This is a genomic window from Xanthomonas sp. DAR 80977 (assembly GCF_041240605.1).
GTDB lineage: Bacteria > Pseudomonadota > Gammaproteobacteria > Xanthomonadales > Xanthomonadaceae > Xanthomonas_A > Xanthomonas_A bundabergensis.
In genome coordinates this window covers 2567339-2588482 of sequence record NZ_CP162487.1, presented here as the reverse complement: position 1 = coordinate 2588482, position 21144 = coordinate 2567339, and the positions used below count along the sequence as shown (strand labels likewise).

Genomic DNA, 21144 nt, shown 5'->3' with positions numbered 1-21144 from the left:
CCGACTCGGGTGCGCACTGCATGATATCGGCTTCTTCCCCCACGGACGCGGCCACTCAGCCCGCCTCGGGCGATGGCCCAACGGAGCATCGCGCTTGAACGAGAACATCCTTTGGTTGCATGAGTTGCGCCTGACCGACCTGGCCCGCGTCGGTGGCAAGAACTCCTCCCTCGGCGAAATGATCGGCAACCTGGCAGGACTCGGCGTCTCGGTGCCCGGCGGCTTCGCCACCACCGCCGAAGCGTTCAAGGCGTTCGTCGCCCACAACAATCTCTACCAGCGCATCTTCGACAAGCTGGCAACGCTGGACGTGGAAGACGTCGGCGCGCTGACCGCGGCCGGCAAGGAAATCCGCGGCTGGGTCACCGATGCGCCGCTGCAGCCGGAGCTGGACCAGGCCATCCGCGACGCCTACGCGCAGCTGTGCGCCGAGAACGGCGGCGGCGAGATCGCCGTGGCGGTGCGCTCCTCGGCCACCGCCGAAGACCTGCCCGACGCCAGCTTCGCCGGCCAGCAGGAGACCTTCCTCAACGTGACCGGCGCCGACGACGTGCTGCACAAGGTCAAGGAAGTCTTCGCCAGCCTGTACAACGACCGCGCCATCGCCTACCGCGTGCACCACGGCTTCAAGCACGAGGACGTGTTCCTGTCGGCCGGCGTGCAGCTGATGGTGCGCTCCGGCGTCGGCGCTTCCGGCGTGCTGTTCACGCTCGACACCGAATCCGGTTTCCGCGACGTGGTGTTCGTTACCTCGAGCTTCGGCCTCGGCGAAATGGTCGTGCAGGGCGCGGTCAATCCCGACGAGTTCTACGTCTACAAGCCCACGCTCAATGCCGGCAAGCCGGCGATCCTGCGCCGTTCGCTGGGCAGCAAGTTGATCCGCATGGTGTATTCGGACGTGCCCGGCGAGCGCGTGCGCATCGAGGACACCCCGGCCGAACTGCGCAACACCTTCTCGATCAGCGACGAGGACGTGCAGGAACTGTCCAAGCAGGCGCTGGTGATCGAGAAGCATTACCAGCGGCCGATGGACATCGAGTGGGCGAAGGACGGCGTCAGCGGCAAGCTGTTCATCGTGCAGGCGCGTCCGGAAACGGTGAAGTCGCGCGGCCATGCCACCCAGATCGAGCGGTTCGCGCTGGAAAAGCGCGGCAGCGTGATCGCCGAAGGCCGCGCCATCGGCCAGAAGATCGGCGCCGGCGTCGCCCGCGTGGTGCGCAGCCTGGACGACATGAGCCGGGTGCAGCCCGGCGACGTGCTGGTCGCGGACATGACCGACCCGGACTGGGAGCCGGTGATGAAGCGCGCGTCGGCGATCGTCACCAACCGCGGTGGCCGCACCTGCCACGCGGCGATCATCGCCCGCGAGCTGGGCGTGCCGGCCGTGGTCGGCACCGGCAACGCGATGGAATTGATCGAGGACGGGCGCGAGGTGACGGTCAGCTGCGCCGAGGGCGACACCGGCTTCATCTACGCCGACCTGCTGCCGTTCGAGCGCACCACCACCGACCTGGGCAACATGCCGCCGGCGCCGCTGAAGATCATGATGAACGTGGCCAACCCGGAGCGCGCGTTCGACTTCGGCCAGTTGCCCAACGCCGGCATCGGCCTGGCGCGGCTGGAGATGATCATTGCCGCGCACATCGGCGTCCACCCCAACGCGCTGCTGGAATACGCCAAGCAGGACGCGGCGACCAAAAAGAAGATCGACGAGAAGATCGCCGGCTACGCCGACCCGGTCAGCTTCTACATCAACCGCCTGGCCGAAGGCATCGCCACGCTGACCGCGTCGGTGGCGCCGAACCCGGTGATCGTGCGCCTGTCGGACTTCAAGTCTAACGAGTACGCCAACCTGATCGGCGGCATCAACTACGAGCCGCACGAAGAGAACCCGATGATCGGCTTCCGCGGCGCCAGCCGCTATGTCGACCCGAGCTTCTCGGCCGCGTTCGCGCTGGAGTGCAAGGCGGTGCTCAAGGTCCGCAACGAGATGGGCCTGGACAACATGTGGGTGATGATCCCGTTCGTGCGCACCCTGGAGGAAGGCCGCAAGGTCGTCGAGGTGCTGGAGAAGAACGGGCTCAAGCAGGGCGAGAACGGCCTGAAGATCATCATGATGTGCGAGCTGCCGTCCAATGCGCTGCTGGCCGACGAGTTCCTGGAGATCTTCGACGGCTTCTCGATCGGCTCCAACGACCTGACCCAGCTGACTCTGGGCCTGGATCGCGATTCGTCGATCGTGGCGCACCTGTTCGACGAGCGCAACGCCGCGGTCAAGAAGCTGCTGTCGATGGCGATCAAGGCCGCGCGCGCTAAGGGCAAGTACGTGGGCATCTGCGGCCAGGGCCCGTCGGACCATCCTGACCTGGCCGAATGGCTGATGCAGGAAGGCATCGAGTCGGTGTCGCTGAATCCCGACACCGTGGTCGATACCTGGCTGCGCCTGGCCAAGCTGAAAGCCGCCAGCTGATGGGCACGGCAGCGATGTTGCTGGCGGCGGTCGCGGCGGCGACCTCCGCCGCACCGGCGGCGCGGACACAGCAGCCGTTCAACTGGAGAGACCTGGATTGGGCGCAGTACGCGCTCAACTGGGGCGTGGCGCTGGTCATCCTGGTGCTGGGGATGTGGATCGCCAAGCGCCTGAGTTTGTGGCTGCAGCGCGCGCTGCTGCGCGCCCGGGTGGAGACCACGCTCAGCAATTTCCTGCGCAACGTCGCCTATGCGTTGCTGCTGGTGCTGGTGTTCGTCACCGCGCTGCAGAAGATCGGCGTGCCGCCGACCTCGCTGTTCGCGGTGCTCGGCGCGGCCGGCCTGGCGGTCGGCCTGGCGCTGAAGGATTCGCTGTCCAACATCGCCTCCGGGGTGATGCTGATCGTGCTGCGGCCGATGCGCGATGGCGACCACGTGGTGGTCGCCGGACAGGAAGGCATCGTCGACGAGATCCGGATCTTCCAGACCCGCATCCGCTCCTTCGACGAGCGCATGATCACCCTGCCCAACAGCACCATCACCACCGCGCCGATCGTCAACTACAGCACCCTGCCCAACCGGCGCCTGGAGATCACCGTCGGCGTCGGCTACGGCGACGACCTGAAGAAGGCCCAGCAGTTGTTGCTGCAGATCGCCCAGGACAATCCGAACATCCTGCAGACGCCGGCGCCGTTCGTGCAGGTCACCAACCTGGGCGAGAGCACGGTGGACCTGATGCTGTTCGCCTACGCCAGGAACGGCGATTTCGGCGCGGCCAAGAGCTCCACGCTGGAGAACATCCGCAACCAGTTGCTGGAGAACGGGCTCAGCATTCCCTATCCGCAGCGCGACCTGCACGTGTACCACCACGATGCCGACGGCCGTCCGATCGCCGAGCTGTTGCTGAAGGGCGTGACCGACGACGGCGAGACCAAGCAGGGTCCGCCGCTGGCGCGCTGACCCGGGCCCGGGCCATTGCCCAAGGCCGTGCCGGACAGGCGCGGCCTTCCTGCTGCAAGGCGCGACTCAGCGCGCGCCGCCGCCCTGCCCGCCCAGCGTGCCCATGAACGGGCGGTAGTAGCGCAGTTCGTCGATCGAATCGTGCACGTCGCTGAGCGCGGTGTGCGAGGAGGTCTTGTTCAGTCCGGACGCGACCGCCGGCGCCCAGCGCCGCGCCAGTTCCTTCAGCGTGGACACGTCCAGGTTGCGGTAGTGGAAGAAGCGCTCCAGCCGCGGCATCTGCCGGTGCAGGAAGCGCCGGTCCTGGCAGATCGAGTTGCCGCACATCGGCGAGGCGCCGGGCTTGCACCACTGCGCCAGGAACGCCACGGTCTGCGCCTCGGCCTGGCCCAGGGTCACCTGGCTGTCGAGCACGCGCCGCCACAGCCCGGAATGGCGGTGCTGGTTGCGATTCCACTCGTCCATCGCCTCCAGCGTCTGCAACGGATGCGCGATGGCGAATTCCGGGCCCTCGGCCAGCACGTTGAGCTGGCTGTCGGTGACCACCGTGGCGATCTCGATGATCGAGTCCTTGTCCGTGTCCAGGCCGGTCATTTCCAGATCGATCCAGATCAGACGATCGTTGTCCACGTGCGGTTCCGCCATATCACCATCCAGTCGTTCGCGGCGGCATTGCCGGCGCGGGGGTTTCGTATCGGTCTTGCATGATACCGCGCGTGATGCAGCGGGTTCACGTGCAGCGGCGGCCGCGCCGCCGCGCTCATCCGCCCAGCGGCGGCCGGCCGCGCTTGGCGCGGAAATAGTTGGTCAGGCGCAGCCCGGCCGGCGCCGCCAGCACGCCGCCGCGCACCTGCACGCGGTGGTTGTGGCGCGGATCGGCGAGCAGGTCGAACACGCTGCCGCAGGCGCCGGTCTTCGGATCGGCGGCGGCATAGACCAACTGCGCCACGCGCGCATGCACCACCGCCATCGCGCACATCGCGCACGGCTCCAGGGTCACGTACAGGGTGCTGCCGACCAGGCGGTGGTTGCCGAGCCGGCGCCCGGCCTGGCGCAGCGCCACGATCTCGGCGTGCGCGCTGGGATCGTGCTCGGCGATGTTGAGGTTCCAGCCCTCGCCCAGCACCTCGTCCTGCGCCGAGACCAGCACCGCGCCGACCGGGATCTCGTCGAACTCGCGTTCGGCGCGGTCGGCCAGGGCCAGCGCATGCAGCATCCAGCGCTCGTCGCGCGCCGCCGCCTCGCCGCCGCTCATCGCGCCGCGGCGTGCTTGCGCACGAATTCGGCGAACACCGCCAGCGTGGCTTCGCTGACATGGTGTTCGATGCCCTCGGCATCGCGCCGCGCGATGTCCGGATCGATGCCCAGCGCCAGCAGGAACTGCTCCACGGTCTGGTGCCGCTGCCGGCTGGCCGCCGCCAATGCCTCGCCATCGGCGGTCAGGAACACGCCGCGATACGGCCGCTGGATCACCCAGCCGCCCTTGACCAGCCGCTTGAGCATCTTCGCCACGGTCGGCTGGGCCACGCCCAGGCGCGCGGCGATGTCCACCTGCCGCGCCTCGCCGCCGTCGGCCAGCAGGTCGGAAATCAGCTCCACATAGTCCTCGATCAGCTCCAGCCGGTGCGCCTCGCGCACCTGGCGGAAGCTCTCGACCTGCACTTCGGCGTCGAGCAGCGCCGCCCCTGGCGCCGTCAACTTCCTGCTTTTCTGCATCGCAACGCCCTTGTCCGGTGCCGGCGAGTGCCGGCCGCTGCCTATTCTGGCCGAAATCGCGCCTATCGCAGCGATTCGATTTGCCAATGCTAAAGATAATAGCAAGTGCTATATACTCGGTCGTGCTCCTTCCACGCCCGCTTCCGCCATGGCCGATCCCCTGCCCCTGCCCAATTCCAACGCCGCCTGGCCGCAGGCCGACGATTCCCCGCGGCGCAGCCTGGGCCGCATGAACGCCAGCGTCGCCGTGCCCGGCAAGGGGCTCGGCTGGCGCCGCTTCCTGGCCTTCCTCGGGCCGGGCTACATGGTCTCGGTCGGCTACATGGACCCGGGCAACTGGGCCACCGACATCGCCGGCGGCTCGCACTTCGGCTACCTGTTGCTGTCGGTGATCCTGCTGTCGAACCTGATGGCGATCGTGCTGCAGGGATTGGCGGCGCGGCTGGGCATCGCCACCGGCCGCGACCTGGCGCAGGCCTGCCGCGAGCACTATTCCAAGCCGGTCAACTTCCTGCTGTGGCTGGCCTGCGAGGCGGCGATCGTGGCCTGCGACCTGGCCGAGGTGATCGGCACCGCGATCGCGCTGAAGCTGCTGTTCGGCATCCCGCTGACTCTGGGCGCGATCATCACCGCGATCGACGCGCTGCTGGTGCTGTACCTGATGCGGCGCGGCTTCCGCACCCTGGAGGCGTTCGTGATCGCGCTGCTGCTGGTGATCTTCGCCTGCTTCGTGGTGCAGATCGTGCTGGCCGCGCCGCCGCTGCGCGAGGTGCTGGCCGGCTTCATCCCGCGCGCCGAGGTGGTGACCAACCCGGCCGCGCTGTACCTGGCGATCGGCATCATCGGCGCCACGGTGATGCCGCACAACCTGTACCTGCATTCGTCGATCGTGCAGACCCGCGCCTACGAACGCAGCGACGACGGCCGCCGTTCGGCGCTGCGCTGGGCGCTGACCGACAGCACCATCGCGCTGAGCCTGGCGCTGTTCGTCAACGCCGCGATCCTGGTGCTGGCCGCGGCGGTGTTCCACGCGCACGGCCGCACCGACGTGGAGGAGATCGAGCAGGCCTACGAACTGCTGGCGCCGATGCTCGGCGTCGGCCTGGCCTCGACCCTGTTCGCGGTGGCGCTGCTGGCCTCGGGCATCAATTCCACGGTGACCGCGACGCTGGCCGGGCAGATCGTGATGGAAGGCTTCCTGCACCTGCGCATCCCGGCCTGGGCGCGGCGCCTGTTGACCCGTGGCCTGGCGATCGTGCCGGTGGTGGTGGTGACCTGGCTGTACGGCGAGCAAGGCACCGCCAAGCTGCTGGTGCTGAGCCAGGTGCTGCTGTCGATGCAGCTGCCGTTCGCGGTGATCCCGCTGGTGCGCTTCGTCGCCGACAAACGCAAGATGGGCGCACTGGTCGCGCCGCGCTGGCTGGTCTGGCTGTCGTGGACGATCGCCGGGTTGATCGTGGTGCTGAACGTGAAGCTGCTCGGCGACATGCTGTGGCGTTGAAGCAACGCATGGAAGCGCACACCGCGCTCGCATGGCGGCCACGCACAGCGGCGACGCGGCCCTGCGGCGCGCCCGCTCAGGAGTACACGGAAGCCGCTTCCGGCCTGCCGGGCGCGCCGGTGGCGCGCACCTGCTGCAGCGCGGCGGCCAGTTCGTCCAGCCGGTAGGGCTTGGACAGGATCTGCACGCCTTCGGCCTCGGCGGCGGATCTGGCCGCTTCCGCATAGCCGCTGGTCAGCAGGATCGGCAGCGCCTTGCGCCGCACGCGGATCTCGCGGACCAGCTCCAGGCCGTTCATGCCGCCGGGCATCATGATGTCGGAGAACACGATGTCCACCACGCGCTCGTTGGCCAACGCGCCCAGCGCCGCGGCCGCGCTGGCCACGCGGGTGACCTGGTAGCCCAACTGGCGCAGCATTTCGCCGACCAGGGCGGCCACTTCGTCGTCGTCCTCCACCAGCAATACGTAGCCGGCATCGCCCGCGGAGCGGCGCGCCACCTGCACGTCCACCAGGTGCCGCTCGTCCGGCGCCGGCGCGCGGAACGAGCGCGGCAACAGCAGGTGGATCGCGGTGCCCTGCCCCAGATCGCTGTCGATGTGGATGCTGCCGCCGGATTGCTGCACGAAGCCGTGCACCTGCGCCAGGCCCAGGCCCGAACCCTTGCCGATGTCCTTGGTGGTGTAGAACGGCTCGAACACCCGCGCCTTCACCTCCGGCGCCATGCCGGTGCCGGTGTCGATGATCGACAGGCGGATGAAATCCGGATCGGTCTTGCCGACGCCGGCCACGTTCTGCGCCCGCACCACGATGGTGCCGCCATTGGGCATCGCGTCGCGCGCATTGACCGTGAGGTTGAGCACCACCAGCTCCAGTTCGCCCGGATCCACTTCGATCGGCCACAGGCCCTCGGCGAAATCGAAATCCACGTGCACGTCGCCGCGCAGGCTGCGGTCCAGCAGTTCGCGCATGCCGCCGATCTGCCGGGTCAGGTCGACCGGCTCCGGCTTGAGCTCCTGCCGCCGCGAAAACGCCAGCAACTGCCGGGTCAGCCCCGCGCCGCGCTGCGCGGCCTTCTGCATGCCGTCCATCAGCCGCTTGCGCACGGCCGGATCGGTCTGCATGTCGAGCATCGCCAACCCGCCGGAAATCACCATCAGCAGGTTGTTGAAATCGTGCGCGACGCCACCGGTCAATTGTCCGATCGCCTCGATCTTCTGCGCCTGGCGCAGGGTTTCCTCGACCCGGGCGCGCTCGTCCATCTGCGTGCGCAACAGGCGGTTGGCCTCTTCCAGCTCGCAGGTGCGCGCCACCACCTGCGCTTCCAGCTGCTGCGCCGCCGAGGCCTGCGCCCGCAGCAGCGAGCGCACTTCGTACTGGCGCGCACGCGCGCGCAGCGCAGCCTTGATGGTGCTGGTGAAGGTGATGGTCTGCACCGGCCGCTCGAGCAGCGCCACGTTGCGCAACGACGCCACCAGGTTGCGGCGCCAGGCGACTACGGGCGGCTGCTCCTGATGGCTGGTCAGCACCACGAACGGCAGGTCGGACCATGCCGGCTGGGCGTCGGCCCAGGCGTACAGCGCCGCCGCATCCTTGCCGAACAGGCCTTCCTCGGCGATGAACACCGCGGCGGCGCCGATGTCCAGCTCGCGCACCAGCGTGTCCAGGTCGCCGCAGTGGCAGGCCACCACGCCGCCACGCCGCAGCAATTCCACCGAGGCCCCGCTGTCGCGCCCGATCGGGGCGTAGACGAGGACCCGGTTTTCGCCCGCGTTACTGCTGCTCATGCGCGGCCGACTCCATGAATGGCAGGTCGGTTCCGCTGTAGCGTGGCGTGCCGCTGAAGATGCCGCTGAATTGCTTGATCGGCGAACCGATGTCCAGGCCTTTGCCGCTGAGCCGGAACTCGCGGATTGTGGTTTCGTGGCTGCCGCTGCGCTTCTTCACCACCGACAGCGCCCGGCGCACCGTGCCGTCGACCTCGAAGTAACGCAGCATCAGCACCGAATCGCTCAGGTAGCTCAGGTCCAGCGGCGTTTCCATCGGGCCGACCAGGCCGTGCTGCGCCAGCACCAGGATGGTCAGCACGCCTTGCTGGCCCAGGTAGCTGAGCAGTTCGTGCATCTGCAGGATCAGGAAACGCTCGTCCGGCATCGCATTGAGATAGCCGTTGAGGCTGTCGATGACGATGACCCGTGCCCCGTCCACTTCCACGCTGCGGCGCACGTTGGCGGCGAACTGGCCCGGCGACATCTCCGCCGGATCGATCTGCTGGAAGCGGATCAGTCCCGCGTCGAGTTTTTCCTCGAGCGGCAGGCCCAGCGTGCGTGCGCGCGCCTCCACCGTGCTGCGCCCCTCGTCGAAGGCGAAGAACACGCTGTGTTCGCCACGCTCGGCCGCGGCGATGGCATAGGTCAGCGCCAGCGAGGACTTGCCCACGCCGGCCGCGCCCAGCAGCAATGCATTGGTGCCGCGCTCCAGCCCGCCGCCCAGCAGCCGGTCCAGTTCGTCGTTGCCGCTGGGGGCGATTTCGGCGATGTGGTGGTGCTTGTACTCGGCCGCGACCAGGCGCGGATAGATCTCCAGCCCGCCCTTCTCGATGGTGAAGTCGTGGTAGCCGCCGCGGAACTGGATGCCGCGCATCTTGATCACGCGCAGGCGCCGACGTTCGGCGCCGTAGTCGATGGCCAACTGTTCCAGCAACACCACGCCATGGGTGATGGAATGCAGCTGCAGGTCGTTCTCCTGCGAGGACAGGTCGTCGAGCATGATGACCGTGCACTGCCGGCTGGCGAAGAAATGCTTCAGCGCCAGCACCTGGCGGCGGTAGCGCAGCGGACTCTGCGCCAGCAGGCGCAGTTCGGAGAGACTGTCCAGCACCACGCGCGAAGGGTTGAGCTGCTCGACCTTGTCGAAGATCAGCTTGGTGGTCTCGGTCAGTTCCAGTTCCGCCGGATGGAACACGGTGAGCTCGCGTTCCGGGTCCAATGCGGTTTCCGGCGGCACCAGTTCGAACACGTCGACCTGGTTCATGCTCCAGCCATGGCGGGTGGCCACCAGGCGCAGTTCGCGCTGGGTCTCGGACAAGGTGATGTAGAGCACCCGCTCGCCGTGCCGCGCGCCTTCCAGAAGGAACTGCAGGGCGATGGTGGTCTTGCCGGTGCCGGGGCGGCCCTCGTACAGGTAGAGGCGATTGGGGTCGACGCCACCGCCGAGGATATTGTCCAACCCCGCACTGCCGGTCGAGATGCGCGGCGGGTCGTCGCCATTCACGTGATCGGGCTGCCGGTGGGGGGTCATGGTCGTCCTTTGGTTGCGGTTGGATGGAAGACGCCGGTCTCCCGCCGCCGCTGCGGGCCACGCGCAGCGGCTCGGACCGAGCCCACCTTCGCCGACACGCCTTGCCCGGATGCCGCGCGCGACGCTCGCCGGGAGCACACGCCTTGCCAACGGCTCATAGACACAACCACACTACGTTCGGCAAAGTGATTTTTCTGTGTAGGACAGCACCGAGCCGAATGGCCTGCCGCCAACGCGCCGGATCGCCGTGCACACGCCAATAGCGCCAGGCGCAGGCCACGCAGGCCGCTTGCGCGTTCGCGCCCTGTCTGCGGCAGCGAAGTCCGCTTCGACGCGGCCTGCTGGTCGGTCGGTCGAAGCGCACGAGCCATCGGCACCGACGGCTCGCGCGCGCCCCCGCAAAGCGCCGCTGGCCGCCAGCGGCACGCACCATGAAAAGCGTCACGCTCGCCAGGCCGTTGCGCTAAGGTTCGCGCAGGGGGAGCGCACATGAAGAAACTGGAACATTCGATGTCGGCGAGGCGCGACTTCCGCCTCTATCTGGTCTTGCTGTTGGGCGCAGTCTTCATGGTCGCAGGACTCCGGCTCGATCCGGCCCGCAACTGCGACGCCAGCGGCCGCGAATGCGCGCCCTGGCTGGTACCCGTCGCCTTCGGCAGCGGTGTGCTGGCGGTCGTGGCGAGCCTGGCGCTGTGGGTGCGCAACAGGAAATGGGGCAGCCGGCTCGACCTCGCGCAGCGCCGCCTGCTGTGGTGGGACAGCTCGGTGTCGAGCGCCACGCATGGCATCGCGCTCGACGATGTGGCCAGGATCACGGTGCAGCGCCCCAGCGATAGCAACGAACGCATCGTCTTCCACGACCGCGCCGGCGCGCCGCTCCGTTTCCCGGCCGAACTGGCGCTGCCTTACGCGACCGAGCGGTGGGCACGCGACCTGGTGGTCCATTTTCCGCACATCGTGGTGGACGTGGAAGCGCCGTAATGGTGCAGACGCCGTGGGGCTTCGGCACGGCCGGCCGCGCAGGCGCTGGTCACGCGCCGACAGCGGACTCCACCGCACGAACACATCGCGCCGCCGAATCGCCAGTTCTCCCGCTCCAGCGAAAATACCGCATGCGCGCGCCACAGGGCCCGCAACAAAAAACCCGCCGGATGGCGGATCTTTCGCGGCAGGCAGGGGCGCCTCGATGTCTTCGATGGGACTGTCTGCACCCGCCGGGGAAACTCGACCTGAAGCCGGCGCCGGGACCTGTCAGGGCTTCACGAACCGATAGGCGAAGCGATCGGTCTTGCCCTTGATCGAGGGATCGAACACCTTGATCGAGTGCGGATCGTCGCTGTCCGCGAGCAGGACGCTTTCCGCCTCCAGGACGAAACCGGCCGCTTCCACCTCCTCGCGAACGGAGACCGGCTCGATCCGATGCAGCGACTGGGCGTCGTTCGTGCCCACGCCGACGGCGGCGGCGTGGTCCACGATGACGTAGAACCCGCCCGGCTTCAGCCGCTCGAAGACCGCTCGATTGAAGTGGGCGGGCGTCGCACCCCTGGCCTGGGCCAGCGCGGTGTGGAGATCGTGATAGAACAGGTGCAGCCACAGGACATCCGCTGGTTGCATGGCCTCCGGCATCGCCACCAGGTCCGCCGAAACGGCTTCGACGTTCTCTCGGCCCGGCGCCTTCGCAAGCGTCCGCATGCGGCCGACCGGATCGTTCTTGAAGTGGGCCACTTCGGCCGGCACGAAACTGTAGACCCGTCCTTCGGGTCCCACGATGTCGGAGAAGAGACTGGTCCAGTCGCCGTCGCCTGGGTAAACGTCGATGACGGTGGAGCCCGCATCGACGCGTGCGAACCGGATCAACGCGGATAGCTTGGATTGGTCGTACATCGGGATCTCCGTTGCGGTTAGGGGGGTTGAAGAGTGCGCGGCGTGCGAGGGAAATCCAAGGCTGATCTGCCGCCTGCCCCGCCCCGATGGCCGCAAATGGCGAGCGCTACGCCAACCCGGCAGCGCCCATCTGCGAGGCCCGCGCCAGCGCCTGCGTGTCGACGTACTCCCGGATGCTCGTCAGTCGGCCGTCCCGGACCGTGATGGCGAAAACCCAATCGTCCTCGAACGTCCTGTCCGTGGCCTTGATCCTGCCCCAAGCGGAGCCGACCATCAGAACCCGGTCGCCCTGCGCCACAAACTCGGGAGGGCCTCGGAAATGGGTCTCCACCGTTTCGGAAGCCTTCCGAAGAAGGTCCCGCAGTCCCGCGTGCCCACGGTGCGTACCGGCCAGCGGCCAGTCCTCGCCGGGAATGATCCACTCGATATCTTCGGCACACAGCGCCAGCAGGCCTTGTCTGTCACCGCGACCGGTCGCTGCGAAGAAATCCTTCACAACCTGGATGTTCTCTTCGGTGCTCATCGCAATCTCTCCGTTTCCCTTGCATCGGATGTCCGGTCTATCGGATACGTTGTGGACCTGCCGGTGAGAACGTGGTGTCGACGATTCAGCCGATCTCGACGTTCATGGCGATGTTCCAGGAGCCTGCGCCGTTCTTGGCCAGGCCGATCATCATCAGGCCGAGTGCCTCCAGCGTCTGGGCCATGTTCAGGCCGCCGACATCCAACGGACGCAGCCCGAGGCTTTCGAGGAACGTCGAGACACGCGCTTTCGCCTGCGCATCGTCGGCTGCGATGAACGCGTCGAGGCGTCCGCCCTTGGCGAGCACGTGACCGAAGATGGTGTTGAACGCCTTCACGACGTGAGCGCCCGCGGGAAGGCGTTTTGCAGTCTCCTGCGCACCGGAACTGCTGGCAGGAGTGACGAGGCCCGTCATATCGGCGTTGACCGGGTTGGCGAGGTCGATGATCACCTTGCCGTCGAGGGCGTCGCCGAAGTCGGCGACCACCGCGGCCACACTGCCGTAAGGCACCGCGAGGATGACGATGTCGCCCGCCGGCGCAGCCCCATACGTCCCCGTGGTCGCTCCGGCCGCGAGCTTGCCGACCAGTGCCTGCGCCTTTGCGGCGTCGCGGTTGATCACCTCCACGGTGTGTCCGGCATTGGCGATACGGCCCGCAACCGCCGTGGCCATGGTTCCGGAGCCGATGATGCTGACAGTGCTCATGTAAGGTTTCCTTTTGGAGTTGAGTGATCCTCGCAATCTCTACGAGACATCCCCCGGTTGATGTCGCTTGCGTGCAAGGCCGCGCGCGTCATTCGTCATGCCAATTCCAGATCGGCAGTGTCCTGCCCGAACAGTTCACGGCATCGCGATGTCACTATCGACCAGGCCGATCACGGCCCGGCATTCGCCTCAGCCGAACTCAGCCAGCGGGGAAGTAATGGCCGTTGTCCAGATCTGCGAGCAGGCCGGGCTGAGTGGGTTCCCAGCCGAGGGTCTGGCGGGTGATGGCATTGGACGCGGCGACGTCCAGCTTCACCAGATTGGCGAGGAACCCGAAAAAGCCCGGCAGCATCAGCTCATCCACGGGAATCGGCACGGCCGGCAGGTTCAAGCGGCTGCCGATGGCTTCGGCGATTTCGCGGAACGCGATGGCCTGGTCGGCAACCGCATGCCAGTTCCTGCCGGCGGGGCTCTTTTCCAGCGCCAGACGGAACACGGCGGCAAGGTCGCGGGCGTGCACGGCCGACCAGTTGTTCTTGCCGTCGCCGGGATAGCCGACGACGCCCTTCTCCTTCGCAAGCCCGATCAGGATCGGGAGGAAACCGGCATTGTCGCTCGTGCTGTGCATGATCGTCGGAATCCGTACGACCGAAGAGCGCACGCCTTGCTCGGCGAGTCCAAGCACGGTCGTTTCGACGATGTTGCGAACTCGCAAGGTGCCCTTGAACTTCTCGCCGCCAGAGAGAGTGGGATCCTCCTCGGTGGCTGGACGGCCAAGATGTTCCCAACCCGGCGAGCCGATGCTCCCCGAGGTGACCAGCGGCTTTCCGGTCCCTTTCAGAGCCTCACCGTATGCGAGCATGATCCTTTGCTCCGCGGCTGCCACCGCGTCGAGGCCTCCGGTGGGAAGCAGGTCTTGCCGGTGCGCGACGTGGATGACGCCGTCGGCGTCTGCGGCCGCCGCCTTTAGCCCGTCGAGATCGTCGAGGTCGCCGCGACGCACCTTGGCGCCAAGTGCGGACACCGCTTCCGCAGCCTTGTCCGACCGGGCGAGCGCAGTAACCTCGTGGCCGGCTGCGATGAGGTCGGAAATGATGTACGGACCGGAATGGCCGGTCCCGCCGGTAACGAAGACGTGCATGATGCTGTTCCTTGTGGGTGATGGAATGCGAGAAGGGATGGCGCCTGTCCTCAGTCGAGGAGGCTGACGCCGATCGAGAAGTCGGTGTGTTTGACGGAGTGGGCGAGGAGCCCGAGCGACAGCAGGCAGGCGTGCTCAAGCGCCAGCGCCATGGACAGCGGTCCGGTATCCATCGGACGCAACCCGAGGCTCTCGATGAACGACGAGACGCGCGCCTTCGCCTGCGCGTCGTCCCCGGCGATGAACACGTCCAAGCGACGGCCATCGACTGAACCCGCCGCCAGCACATGGGAAAACAGGGTGTTGAACGCCTTGACGACAACGGCGTCCGAAGGCGCGGCACTCACGGTCTCCCGCGCGCCGAAACTGTCCGTGGGGGTCACGAAGCTGTTGAGGTCGGAGCCGACGGGGTTGGTGATGTCGACGAGGAGCTTGCCTGCCAGCGCTTCGCCGTACCGCTGCAACACGTCGAGAACGGCGCCGTATGGGACCGCCAGGATGACGATGTCGCCGGCCGGGGCGGCAGCGAACGTCCCCGTCGTCGCGCCGGCTCCAAGCTGCCCGGCCAGCGCCAGTGCCTTCGCCGCTTCGCGACTCGTCACCTCAGCGGTATGCCCGGCCGTGACAGCCAGGCCGCCGATCGCAGCGGCCATGTCGCCCGATCCGATGATGCTGATGACGCTCATGTGCAATCCCTTCGTGCGTGGGTGGCGCTCGTACTCTCCAAACCGTACGGGCTGCTGTACCATATGGATCAGTGATCCAAATATATGGATCACTGATCCACATGTCAAGGGATGCCCCATGCGAGCGGACGCAAAAAAGAATTACAGCCACATCCTCATCGTCGCGCGCGAGGTCATCACCGAGCACGGCGCCGACGCGTCGATGCGCGATATCGCCCGTCGGGCCGGTGTCGGGCTGGCCACGCTGCTTCGCCATTTCCCGACGCGGGAAGCCTTGTTCGAAGCGTTGCTGTGTACGAATCTGGACGAACTGACGCAGAAGGCAGCCGAACTCGAAACATCGAATTCACCTGCCGAAGCGCTCGTGTCCTGGTTTCGCGAATGGATGGCCTTCGCCCAAAGCTACAGGGGCGTTGTCGCCCTGATGGCGACCGCCCACGCGAACCCGGATTCCGCGCTTTATGCTTCATGCGCAGCAGTGCACTCGGCGAGTGCGCGCCTATTGCTTCGTGCTCAGGCCAACGGTACGGCGCGCACCGACATGACTGGTGACGACCTGTTCGGCCTGATGGCGGCGCTCGGCTGGCTCGTCGACCTGCCCTCGTTCGCGCCACGGGCGGATCATCTCTCGCGCCTTGTGGCGAGCGCCATCCTGACAAGTCGGTCGAGCAACGATGTCGAGAAGCCAGCGCGCTGAATCAGATCGGCGCTCGGCTCCTTCGAGCGTGTCGTCAGCTGGCGCATGGCCCACGCGATCCTCGAGCGCTGAGCACTTGGGATCGCGATGTACGAATATCTGAACGCCACGACGCGCTGCCACGTGGCATACGGCGCCTCGGCCGATGGGCCTGTCATGGCCTGATCCGCAGCGGCCGAAACCCGGGACATCATCGGCGGCTTTCGCCGCACATCTTCTGCCGCAGGAGATGCCGATCTTGGGCGAATCCTTTGAAGGCCGGGCGCCGTGCACTGCGAGCACAAGGCCGGCGGATTCGAAACCGGCTCGGCTCCTGCCCGAGAAGCCGGCGCAGATTTCCGACCGGGATGGGCAGCTCAACAAGCGCGATCTTTTGCGCCGTGCAGGGAAAGCTCCGATCAGTCGGATCTTATTGGGATCCAGGTCGGCCTCGGAAGGCGACGCAGGCGGCAATGTCGCTCCCCTTCCCCGTTTGTTGAATCGAGTCGCCCTCTGCGCCAGCGCGAACGGGTGCCGCCCCTAAAGTTACGTCCGCGCCGGCCGCTGTTCAATTAGCGTCGCATAGCCCTTCCCATCCGGGAGGAGCGGAGAGCGTCCCATCATGCATGAACTGCTGCAAAGCCCGACAGCGCATCTCGCATTCGGCGCGATGGCGTCCATCGCTGCGATGTTGATGCCAACGCGGTGTGTGGCAGCGGACGTGGCTGCGGAACCGACGGAAGGCAATTGGCTGGTCCGTGCGATGGCGCTGGAAGTCGTTGCCGTCAATCTCGACTCGAAGATCTCCTACATCGGCGGTGAGATCACCACGCCCAGCGCGCTGGTGCCAGGCCTGGACGTGAGCTACTTCATCACCGATCACTGGTCGGTCGAGGTCCAAGGCGGAGTTTTCGCGCGGGATTATCGCATCGTGAAGTCGCGCATCGGTGACTTCGACGTTGGCACCATCGAGAGCGGCACCGTCTCGCTAACCGTCCAGTACCATTTTCGCCCCCATGACCGGCTCAGTCCTTATCTGGGGTTGGGCGTCAACCACGCATGGGAGCACGAGGTCAAACCCGCGGCGGGGATTCCCGTCTTCCACGTCCAAGACATCTCCAGCGCAATACTGAACCTGGGGTTCGATTATCGAATGGCGAAACACTGGTTCTTCAGCGCGAGCCTGCGCTACGTGATCAGCCCAGCCTACCGCTTCGAGGGATATGGCATCAACGCCACTGTCGATCTGGACACCGTGGCGATGGCAGCCGGCGTGGGCTACCGGTTTTGACGCGTACCAACTCCTCGGCCGCAATCCCGGGGTTCGGCCTTTAGGCCTGTTCCGCAGAGAAGTCCGTCGTCATGCTCGACATCGAAACACTCTACTTCAGCAGCACGATGGGCCGTGCCGCCTTCCTGATGATCTTCGTGGTCACGGCATTGGGGCGGCCCAAAGAGCGTTATCTGTATCACTGGATTGCCGCGCTGCTGACCTCCACCGCGGGGTCGCTGCTGAGTTTCGGATACCAGGACAGCCCGCTTCTGCCACCGCTGATCGCACTGGCGGTCTACATCTTGTTCCTCTCCAGCCTGGCCGCATCATGGAGCGGGATAAGGCTGTTCTACGGGCGGACGGTGCCCGTTCGCGCGCTCCCCCTGCTGATCTTGCTGCCCAGCGTGCTCTATACCGTCACCGCCGTTGCGGGTGTGAGCGAACGGATAACGCTGCCTTTCATCTACCTGGTCGCTGCCTTGCAGGCAGTCATGGTGCTCTACGAAATCCTGACGGCCCCCGACCGACGCCTGCTCTCGCAATATGTGGTTGCGTTGGCCTTCGGTTTCTACTTTCTGGCGCTGATCGTGCCGGCCTTCCTGATCCCATTGGGCCTGATGCCAGCGGACATCACCAAGAGCGGGCGCGTCCCACTGATATTCGATCAAGTCAGCAGTATCCTGGTCTACTTCGGCTACATCGCCATGGCCGGCGAGCGCGCCAATCTGGGCTTGCAGCAACAGGCCGAGAGCGATCCGTTGACCAATCTGGCCAATCGACGTGGCGGCCGCCGGTACCTGGAGCGGCTCCACTCGCGCACAGTGTCGGGGGAGCCGTGCAGCGTCCTGGTCGGCGACATCGATCACTTCAAGCGCATCAACGACAGCCTGGGGCATGAGGCCGGCGATGCCGTGCTGATTGCGCTTGCGGAACGCCTGACCACCGACCTGCGCAAGCGTGACAAGGCGGTCCGCTGGGGCGGCGAGGAATTTCTGATCATCATGCCCAATACCGGCATCGACGAAGCGGAAAGATCGGCGGAGCGTCTGCGATCGCGAGTCGAGGCACAGCCTTTCGCGGTCGACGAACAGCGTTTTACGATCACGCTCAGCCTGGGTGTTGCCGAAATGGATGCGGCCGACCCCAGCTTCGAGGCAGCCGTCTTGCGCGCCGACATGGCGCTGTATCGGGCCAAACGAGACGGACGCAATCGGGTCTGCCGGTCTGGCGCTGCATCCAGTTGAGGGCAGCGCGTCCGTGGCGAGAAGCTGCGTCAAGTCTCGTGGCGCCTCAGCTTTTTCGACTCGAGTGCCCCAGAAAAGACCCCGTATCACTCCCACTCGATCATAAATAGTCAAAAAACAACCATATAAATCAACGCCTTACCAAAGGCATCTCTATAAGTGCCATGAACAATACCACGCTCAGCTCCACAGCACTTGGATGACGCCAAGGCTTCAGGGCAACCTCGCAGCGCCCTGACGCTGCCGAAGGCTGTCCGCCCAGGCCGCCAAGGTATCAATCTCCGCTGTCAGTGTCTCTGGCCTCGGCAGCGGGCGGTTCAACGCAGCGGCGGCGCTGTGCAGCAGCTCGGAACAGCGGCCAAAGCCGTCACGCATGGCCTCGCAGTCGGGAACCGTGATCGCGGTCAGCTTGACCAAGCCAGGCGTCTTCACTTCGTTGGACAGCCGCCGGATGACGTGCCCGACAGCTTCTTCAACCGCGATCTCCCACGTATCGCGCAACGTCGCGGCGATGGATTTGACGGACTTTCGCCACTCGTCTTGATTGCCTTGCTCGAAATGGTAGCGTTCACCGGCAAGCTGATTGCTCAGACTTGTGGTGATGTCACTGACCCGACGCGCTTTGAATGGCGGCTCGCTGCGGCAGAAGCCTGCCTTGTCAGCACCTCGGCTGATGGAGCTAATCGCAACCGGCGGCTTTGGCTGCGCATCGTCAGCCGCGCGGTTCAGCTCGAACAGAAACGCAAGATCATGGGTGAAGACGATGACCTGGCGATGAGCGGCCTCAGCAACCAGGCGTTTAGCTACGGCCTCCCGGTGCATGTGGTCGAGCGAGGAAACGGGATCGTCAAAGACGATGCCAGACTTGTTTTCGGTGGTGGCGAGTTCGGCCATGAACGCGGCCAAGGCAACACAGCGATGCTCGCCCTCGCTCAAAACCTGTCCCACCGCAGCCGTGGGCTTCCGTGTAAGTGCGACCTTGAAGCGAGGGATGCCCTGAACGCTGTTTTGCTGTCGAAGCTCCACAGCGAGGCCAGCAATCTCGAAGCTCGCCACCTCGCGAGCAAATTGCGCGCGTAGCGCGTCCGTCACCAAAGCCTGAGCGATCTCGGTGCTCTTGGTGGTGACGCGGTTGGTAGCAGTGTCCCGCTGGGCCGTCTCAAGCAGTGCGATTTTCTTCTGTCGTTCGATTTCGGCGAGAACATCGGCTTTGATGCCACCAAGCCATTGCCGATCCACAAGCTCGGCCTTTTCGGTAAGCAAGGCGGCGCGAGCTGGAGAGCCAGCCTCCGCGGCAAGGGCGTTCGCCCGAGTCTCGATGCCCGCTGCTTGATCGACCAGTGCCTGACGCGAATATTCCGTAACGGGCACGTCAATAGCGGCGCTTGGATTTGCGTGGCGTCGCCTGATCTGGCGATGACGCCACAGGGCGCGAAGGGTCGCGCCCCTGATCTCCATCGCCAAGGCATCCTGGCGCAGTTCGTCGCGGACGGTTGCCACAATGTTCGCCAGCTCGGCCAACGAAACAGCCTCACCCTTGAACGTTGCCAGCGCCCTGTCGTATGCGACGCGCGCAGCGTCGGCACGTTGCTGGCTGTCGTCGCGCACAAAAGCCTCGAAGCGATTGAGCCGATCAGCGGCGACGGGCGTCAATTCCTGCTGGCAAAGCACGCATACGCTGCCGGGGTCTGTGACGGGGAATCGCCGTTCGGGATAGGCTTCCGCGTCAGAAAATGCTCGGGCACTGGCCCATAGCGCCTGCCAAACCTCCGACCCAATCTGCGGCAACGGTTCGTCGCGGAAAAGCGCACTGGAAGCAGCTTCTGCCGCCCGGCGTGCGGCATCGCTATCAACGGCAAGGCGGCGCAGGTTATTGGCGGAATCGTCGCTGATTGAAGCAAATAGCCGATCCAGGCGCGCAATGTGCCCGTCAACCTTGGCCTTCATCGCCGCAAGCTGACGCGCCGCGCGAGCCGGATCACCTGCCAGGTCCGCCGTGAGCTGCGCCAATCGGTCTTGCTCTGCTTGCGTGAGCGCTGCCAACGCTTCGACCGTCGCCGGCGCAGTGTTGGCGGTGATTCGGGCCATGAGCTTGCCGACCGCTGTGTCCCGGCTGCATGCCGGGGTCCTGATCGCTTCGGGCGTTTGCGCCTTTATCTGCGCGATCTCGGCTGCCAGCTTATCCTTGACCGACTTGCAGAGCTGCGCCAGCGCACCTAGCAGCTTGAGCGGAAACGGCGTGTAAGCCACGTCATTCGTATCGTCCACGTGGACGTTCGCGGTACGGGAATCGAACACGCTGATGCCTGAAAGCGCGTTGTCGGCAGCCTGACCAAGCTGCCAAGCGCAAGTGCGGTTCTGGCCGCTGATCGCGTATTCAATAGTGGCGCTCGGCGTGCCTGGCGCAGCGTCATAGATGTCGGGGGCGATTTCCTCGGCTCGGCCAGACATACGGGCGCGACATACCTTCTTGAGAATCCGCGCGTAGCCGGATTTTCCCGATCCGTTGTCGCCATAGATGATCGTCAAACCGACGCGGTGGAGTGTCAGCCGTTGGTCGGGAGCCAGGGCGTTGACATGCCGGACTCCATGCACCTGCCGCAGATAGACTTCCCCCTGATCGCGGTTCGGGCCGCGAAGGTGCCCAGCTTCCAGCGGGACCGCCGGATTGTCGCCCTTGCAGATGGAAGCCAGCTCGTCGATCTCGGCCGGCTCCAGAGCCGCTTGCGTTGCAAGTCGGCGCAGTGCGTCGCGCTGCCAGCCGGGACTATCAGCAGACCACGCAAGGATGTTGGCGAGCGCCTCTGCTTCCGTCGTCATAGACCTTTGCCTCGCGGTTCGCACTCGCTAGCTGTGCCAGTGCTCGCCAAGCGCCTGCTCACGGCTTCCGACAGCGTCTCACCAGGCCGCCAGCCGAACAGCTCGGAGATGCTTGCGGTCCTCGCGTGGCCAGGCGGTTCGAATTCGTAGCCGGCCGCGATCAATTCGGCCTCGACTTCCTCGGTGATGAAGAACGGCTCAGCCTGTTCTTCCTGATGAGTCTTCGTCATGCTGCTTCCTCCTGGC

The 21144-nt window shown here is 65.9% G+C and carries 19 protein-coding genes; 7 read left to right on the top strand and 12 right to left on the bottom strand.

Going from position 1 to position 21144, the window contains the following annotated elements; genetic code table 11:
• Positions 1 to 94 precede the first annotated feature (94 nt).
• On the top strand, positions 95 to 2470 hold the full coding sequence (gene ppsA / locus AB3X10_RS11105; protein ID WP_369981465.1) for a phosphoenolpyruvate synthase: 2376 nt from the start codon (positions 95 to 97) through the stop codon (positions 2468 to 2470).
• On the top strand, positions 2470 to 3429 hold the full coding sequence (locus tag AB3X10_RS11100) for a mechanosensitive ion channel family protein (protein WP_369981463.1): 960 nt from the start codon (positions 2470 to 2472) through the stop codon (positions 3427 to 3429). The genes ppsA and AB3X10_RS11100 overlap by 1 nt, the downstream gene beginning before the upstream one ends.
• A 66-nt stretch (positions 3430 to 3495) precedes the next feature.
• On the opposite strand, the gene orn is transcribed toward AB3X10_RS11100, so the two are convergent.
• The 3 genes from orn to mntR form a co-directional block, all read right to left on the bottom strand.
• Positions 3496 to 4074: an oligoribonuclease gene (gene orn, locus AB3X10_RS11095; RefSeq protein ID WP_369981461.1), complete on the bottom strand. Its 579-nt coding sequence runs from the start codon at positions 4072 to 4074 to the stop codon at positions 3496 to 3498.
• Between the two features lie 115 nt (positions 4075 to 4189).
• A complete protein-coding gene (tadA, locus tag AB3X10_RS11090; protein WP_369981459.1) occupies positions 4190 to 4684 on the bottom strand; it encodes a tRNA adenosine(34) deaminase TadA in 495 nt (164 codons plus the stop codon).
• On the bottom strand, positions 4681 to 5145 hold the full coding sequence (gene mntR, locus AB3X10_RS11085; protein ID WP_369981457.1) for a manganese-binding transcriptional regulator MntR: 465 nt from the start codon (positions 5143 to 5145) through the stop codon (positions 4681 to 4683). Before mntR ends, tadA begins: the two co-directional genes overlap by 4 nt.
• Positions 5146 to 5374: 229 nt before the next feature.
• Here mntR and AB3X10_RS11080 point away from each other — a divergent pair, with 229 nt between their 5' ends.
• Positions 5375 to 6646 (top strand): Nramp family divalent metal transporter, encoded by a 1272-nt coding sequence (locus AB3X10_RS11080; protein ID WP_369981778.1) that lies wholly within the window; start codon positions 5375 to 5377, stop codon positions 6644 to 6646.
• A gap of 76 nt (positions 6647 to 6722) precedes the next feature.
• Here AB3X10_RS11080 and AB3X10_RS11075 read toward each other — a convergent pair whose 3' ends face one another.
• Together AB3X10_RS11075 and AB3X10_RS11070 are read right to left on the bottom strand one after the other, a co-directional pair.
• The gene (locus AB3X10_RS11075; RefSeq protein ID WP_369981455.1) at positions 6723 to 8432 is read right to left on the bottom strand and encodes a response regulator; all 1710 of its coding nucleotides are present in this window, start codon (positions 8430 to 8432) and stop codon (positions 6723 to 6725) included.
• Positions 8419 to 9945: an ATPase domain-containing protein gene (locus AB3X10_RS11070; RefSeq protein ID WP_369981453.1), complete on the bottom strand. Its 1527-nt coding sequence runs from the start codon at positions 9943 to 9945 to the stop codon at positions 8419 to 8421. The genes AB3X10_RS11075 and AB3X10_RS11070 overlap by 14 nt, the downstream gene beginning before the upstream one ends.
• Before the next feature lie 489 nt (positions 9946 to 10434).
• Here AB3X10_RS11070 and AB3X10_RS11065 point away from each other — a divergent pair, with 489 nt between their 5' ends.
• Positions 10435 to 10926 (top strand): hypothetical protein, encoded by a 492-nt coding sequence (locus tag AB3X10_RS11065; protein ID WP_369981451.1) that lies wholly within the window; start codon positions 10435 to 10437, stop codon positions 10924 to 10926.
• 270 nt (positions 10927 to 11196) lie between these two features.
• On the opposite strand, the gene AB3X10_RS11060 is transcribed toward AB3X10_RS11065, so the two are convergent.
• The 5 genes from AB3X10_RS11060 to AB3X10_RS11040 form a co-directional block, all read right to left on the bottom strand.
• Positions 11197 to 11829 carry a methyltransferase gene (locus tag AB3X10_RS11060; protein WP_369981449.1) on the bottom strand — a complete coding sequence of 211 codons (633 nt, stop codon included), beginning with the start codon at positions 11827 to 11829 and terminating at the stop codon, positions 11197 to 11199.
• Between the two features lie 106 nt (positions 11830 to 11935).
• Positions 11936 to 12352: a nuclear transport factor 2 family protein gene (locus AB3X10_RS11055; RefSeq protein ID WP_369981447.1), complete on the bottom strand. Its 417-nt coding sequence runs from the start codon at positions 12350 to 12352 to the stop codon at positions 11936 to 11938.
• A gap of 85 nt (positions 12353 to 12437) precedes the next feature.
• Entirely contained in the window at positions 12438 to 13058 is a 621-nt protein-coding gene (locus AB3X10_RS11050) for an NADPH-dependent F420 reductase (protein WP_369981445.1), read from the bottom strand.
• Positions 13059 to 13257: 199 nt separating this feature from the next.
• Positions 13258 to 14199, bottom strand: a complete 942-nt coding sequence (locus tag AB3X10_RS11045; protein ID WP_369981443.1) for an SDR family oxidoreductase — start codon at positions 14197 to 14199, stop codon at positions 13258 to 13260.
• Between the two features lie 50 nt (positions 14200 to 14249).
• A complete protein-coding gene (locus tag AB3X10_RS11040; RefSeq protein ID WP_369981441.1) occupies positions 14250 to 14885 on the bottom strand; it encodes an NADPH-dependent F420 reductase in 636 nt (211 codons plus the stop codon).
• Positions 14886 to 15003: 118 nt separating this feature from the next.
• Here AB3X10_RS11040 and AB3X10_RS11035 point away from each other — a divergent pair, with 118 nt between their 5' ends.
• The 3 genes from AB3X10_RS11035 (at position 15004) to AB3X10_RS11025 (ending at position 18078) form a co-directional block, all read left to right on the top strand.
• Entirely contained in the window at positions 15004 to 15582 is a 579-nt protein-coding gene (locus AB3X10_RS11035) for a TetR/AcrR family transcriptional regulator (protein WP_369981439.1), read from the top strand.
• Positions 15583 to 16183: 601 nt separating this feature from the next.
• Positions 16184 to 16852, top strand: coding sequence for an OmpW/AlkL family protein (locus AB3X10_RS11030; RefSeq protein WP_369981437.1), 669 nt, complete (start codon positions 16184 to 16186; stop codon positions 16850 to 16852).
• Between the two features lie 71 nt (positions 16853 to 16923).
• On the top strand, positions 16924 to 18078 hold the full coding sequence (locus AB3X10_RS11025; RefSeq protein ID WP_369981435.1) for a GGDEF domain-containing protein: 1155 nt from the start codon (positions 16924 to 16926) through the stop codon (positions 18076 to 18078).
• Positions 18079 to 18291: 213 nt separating this feature from the next.
• On the opposite strand, the gene AB3X10_RS11020 is transcribed toward AB3X10_RS11025, so the two are convergent.
• Together AB3X10_RS11020 and AB3X10_RS11015 are read right to left on the bottom strand one after the other, a co-directional pair.
• On the bottom strand, positions 18292 to 20898 hold the full coding sequence (locus AB3X10_RS11020) for an AAA family ATPase (RefSeq protein ID WP_011666579.1): 2607 nt from the start codon (positions 20896 to 20898) through the stop codon (positions 18292 to 18294).
• The gene (locus AB3X10_RS11015; RefSeq protein WP_016254284.1) at positions 20895 to 21128 is read right to left on the bottom strand and encodes a hypothetical protein; all 234 of its coding nucleotides are present in this window, start codon (positions 21126 to 21128) and stop codon (positions 20895 to 20897) included. The genes AB3X10_RS11020 and AB3X10_RS11015 overlap by 4 nt, the downstream gene beginning before the upstream one ends.
• Positions 21129 to 21144 lie beyond the last annotated feature (16 nt).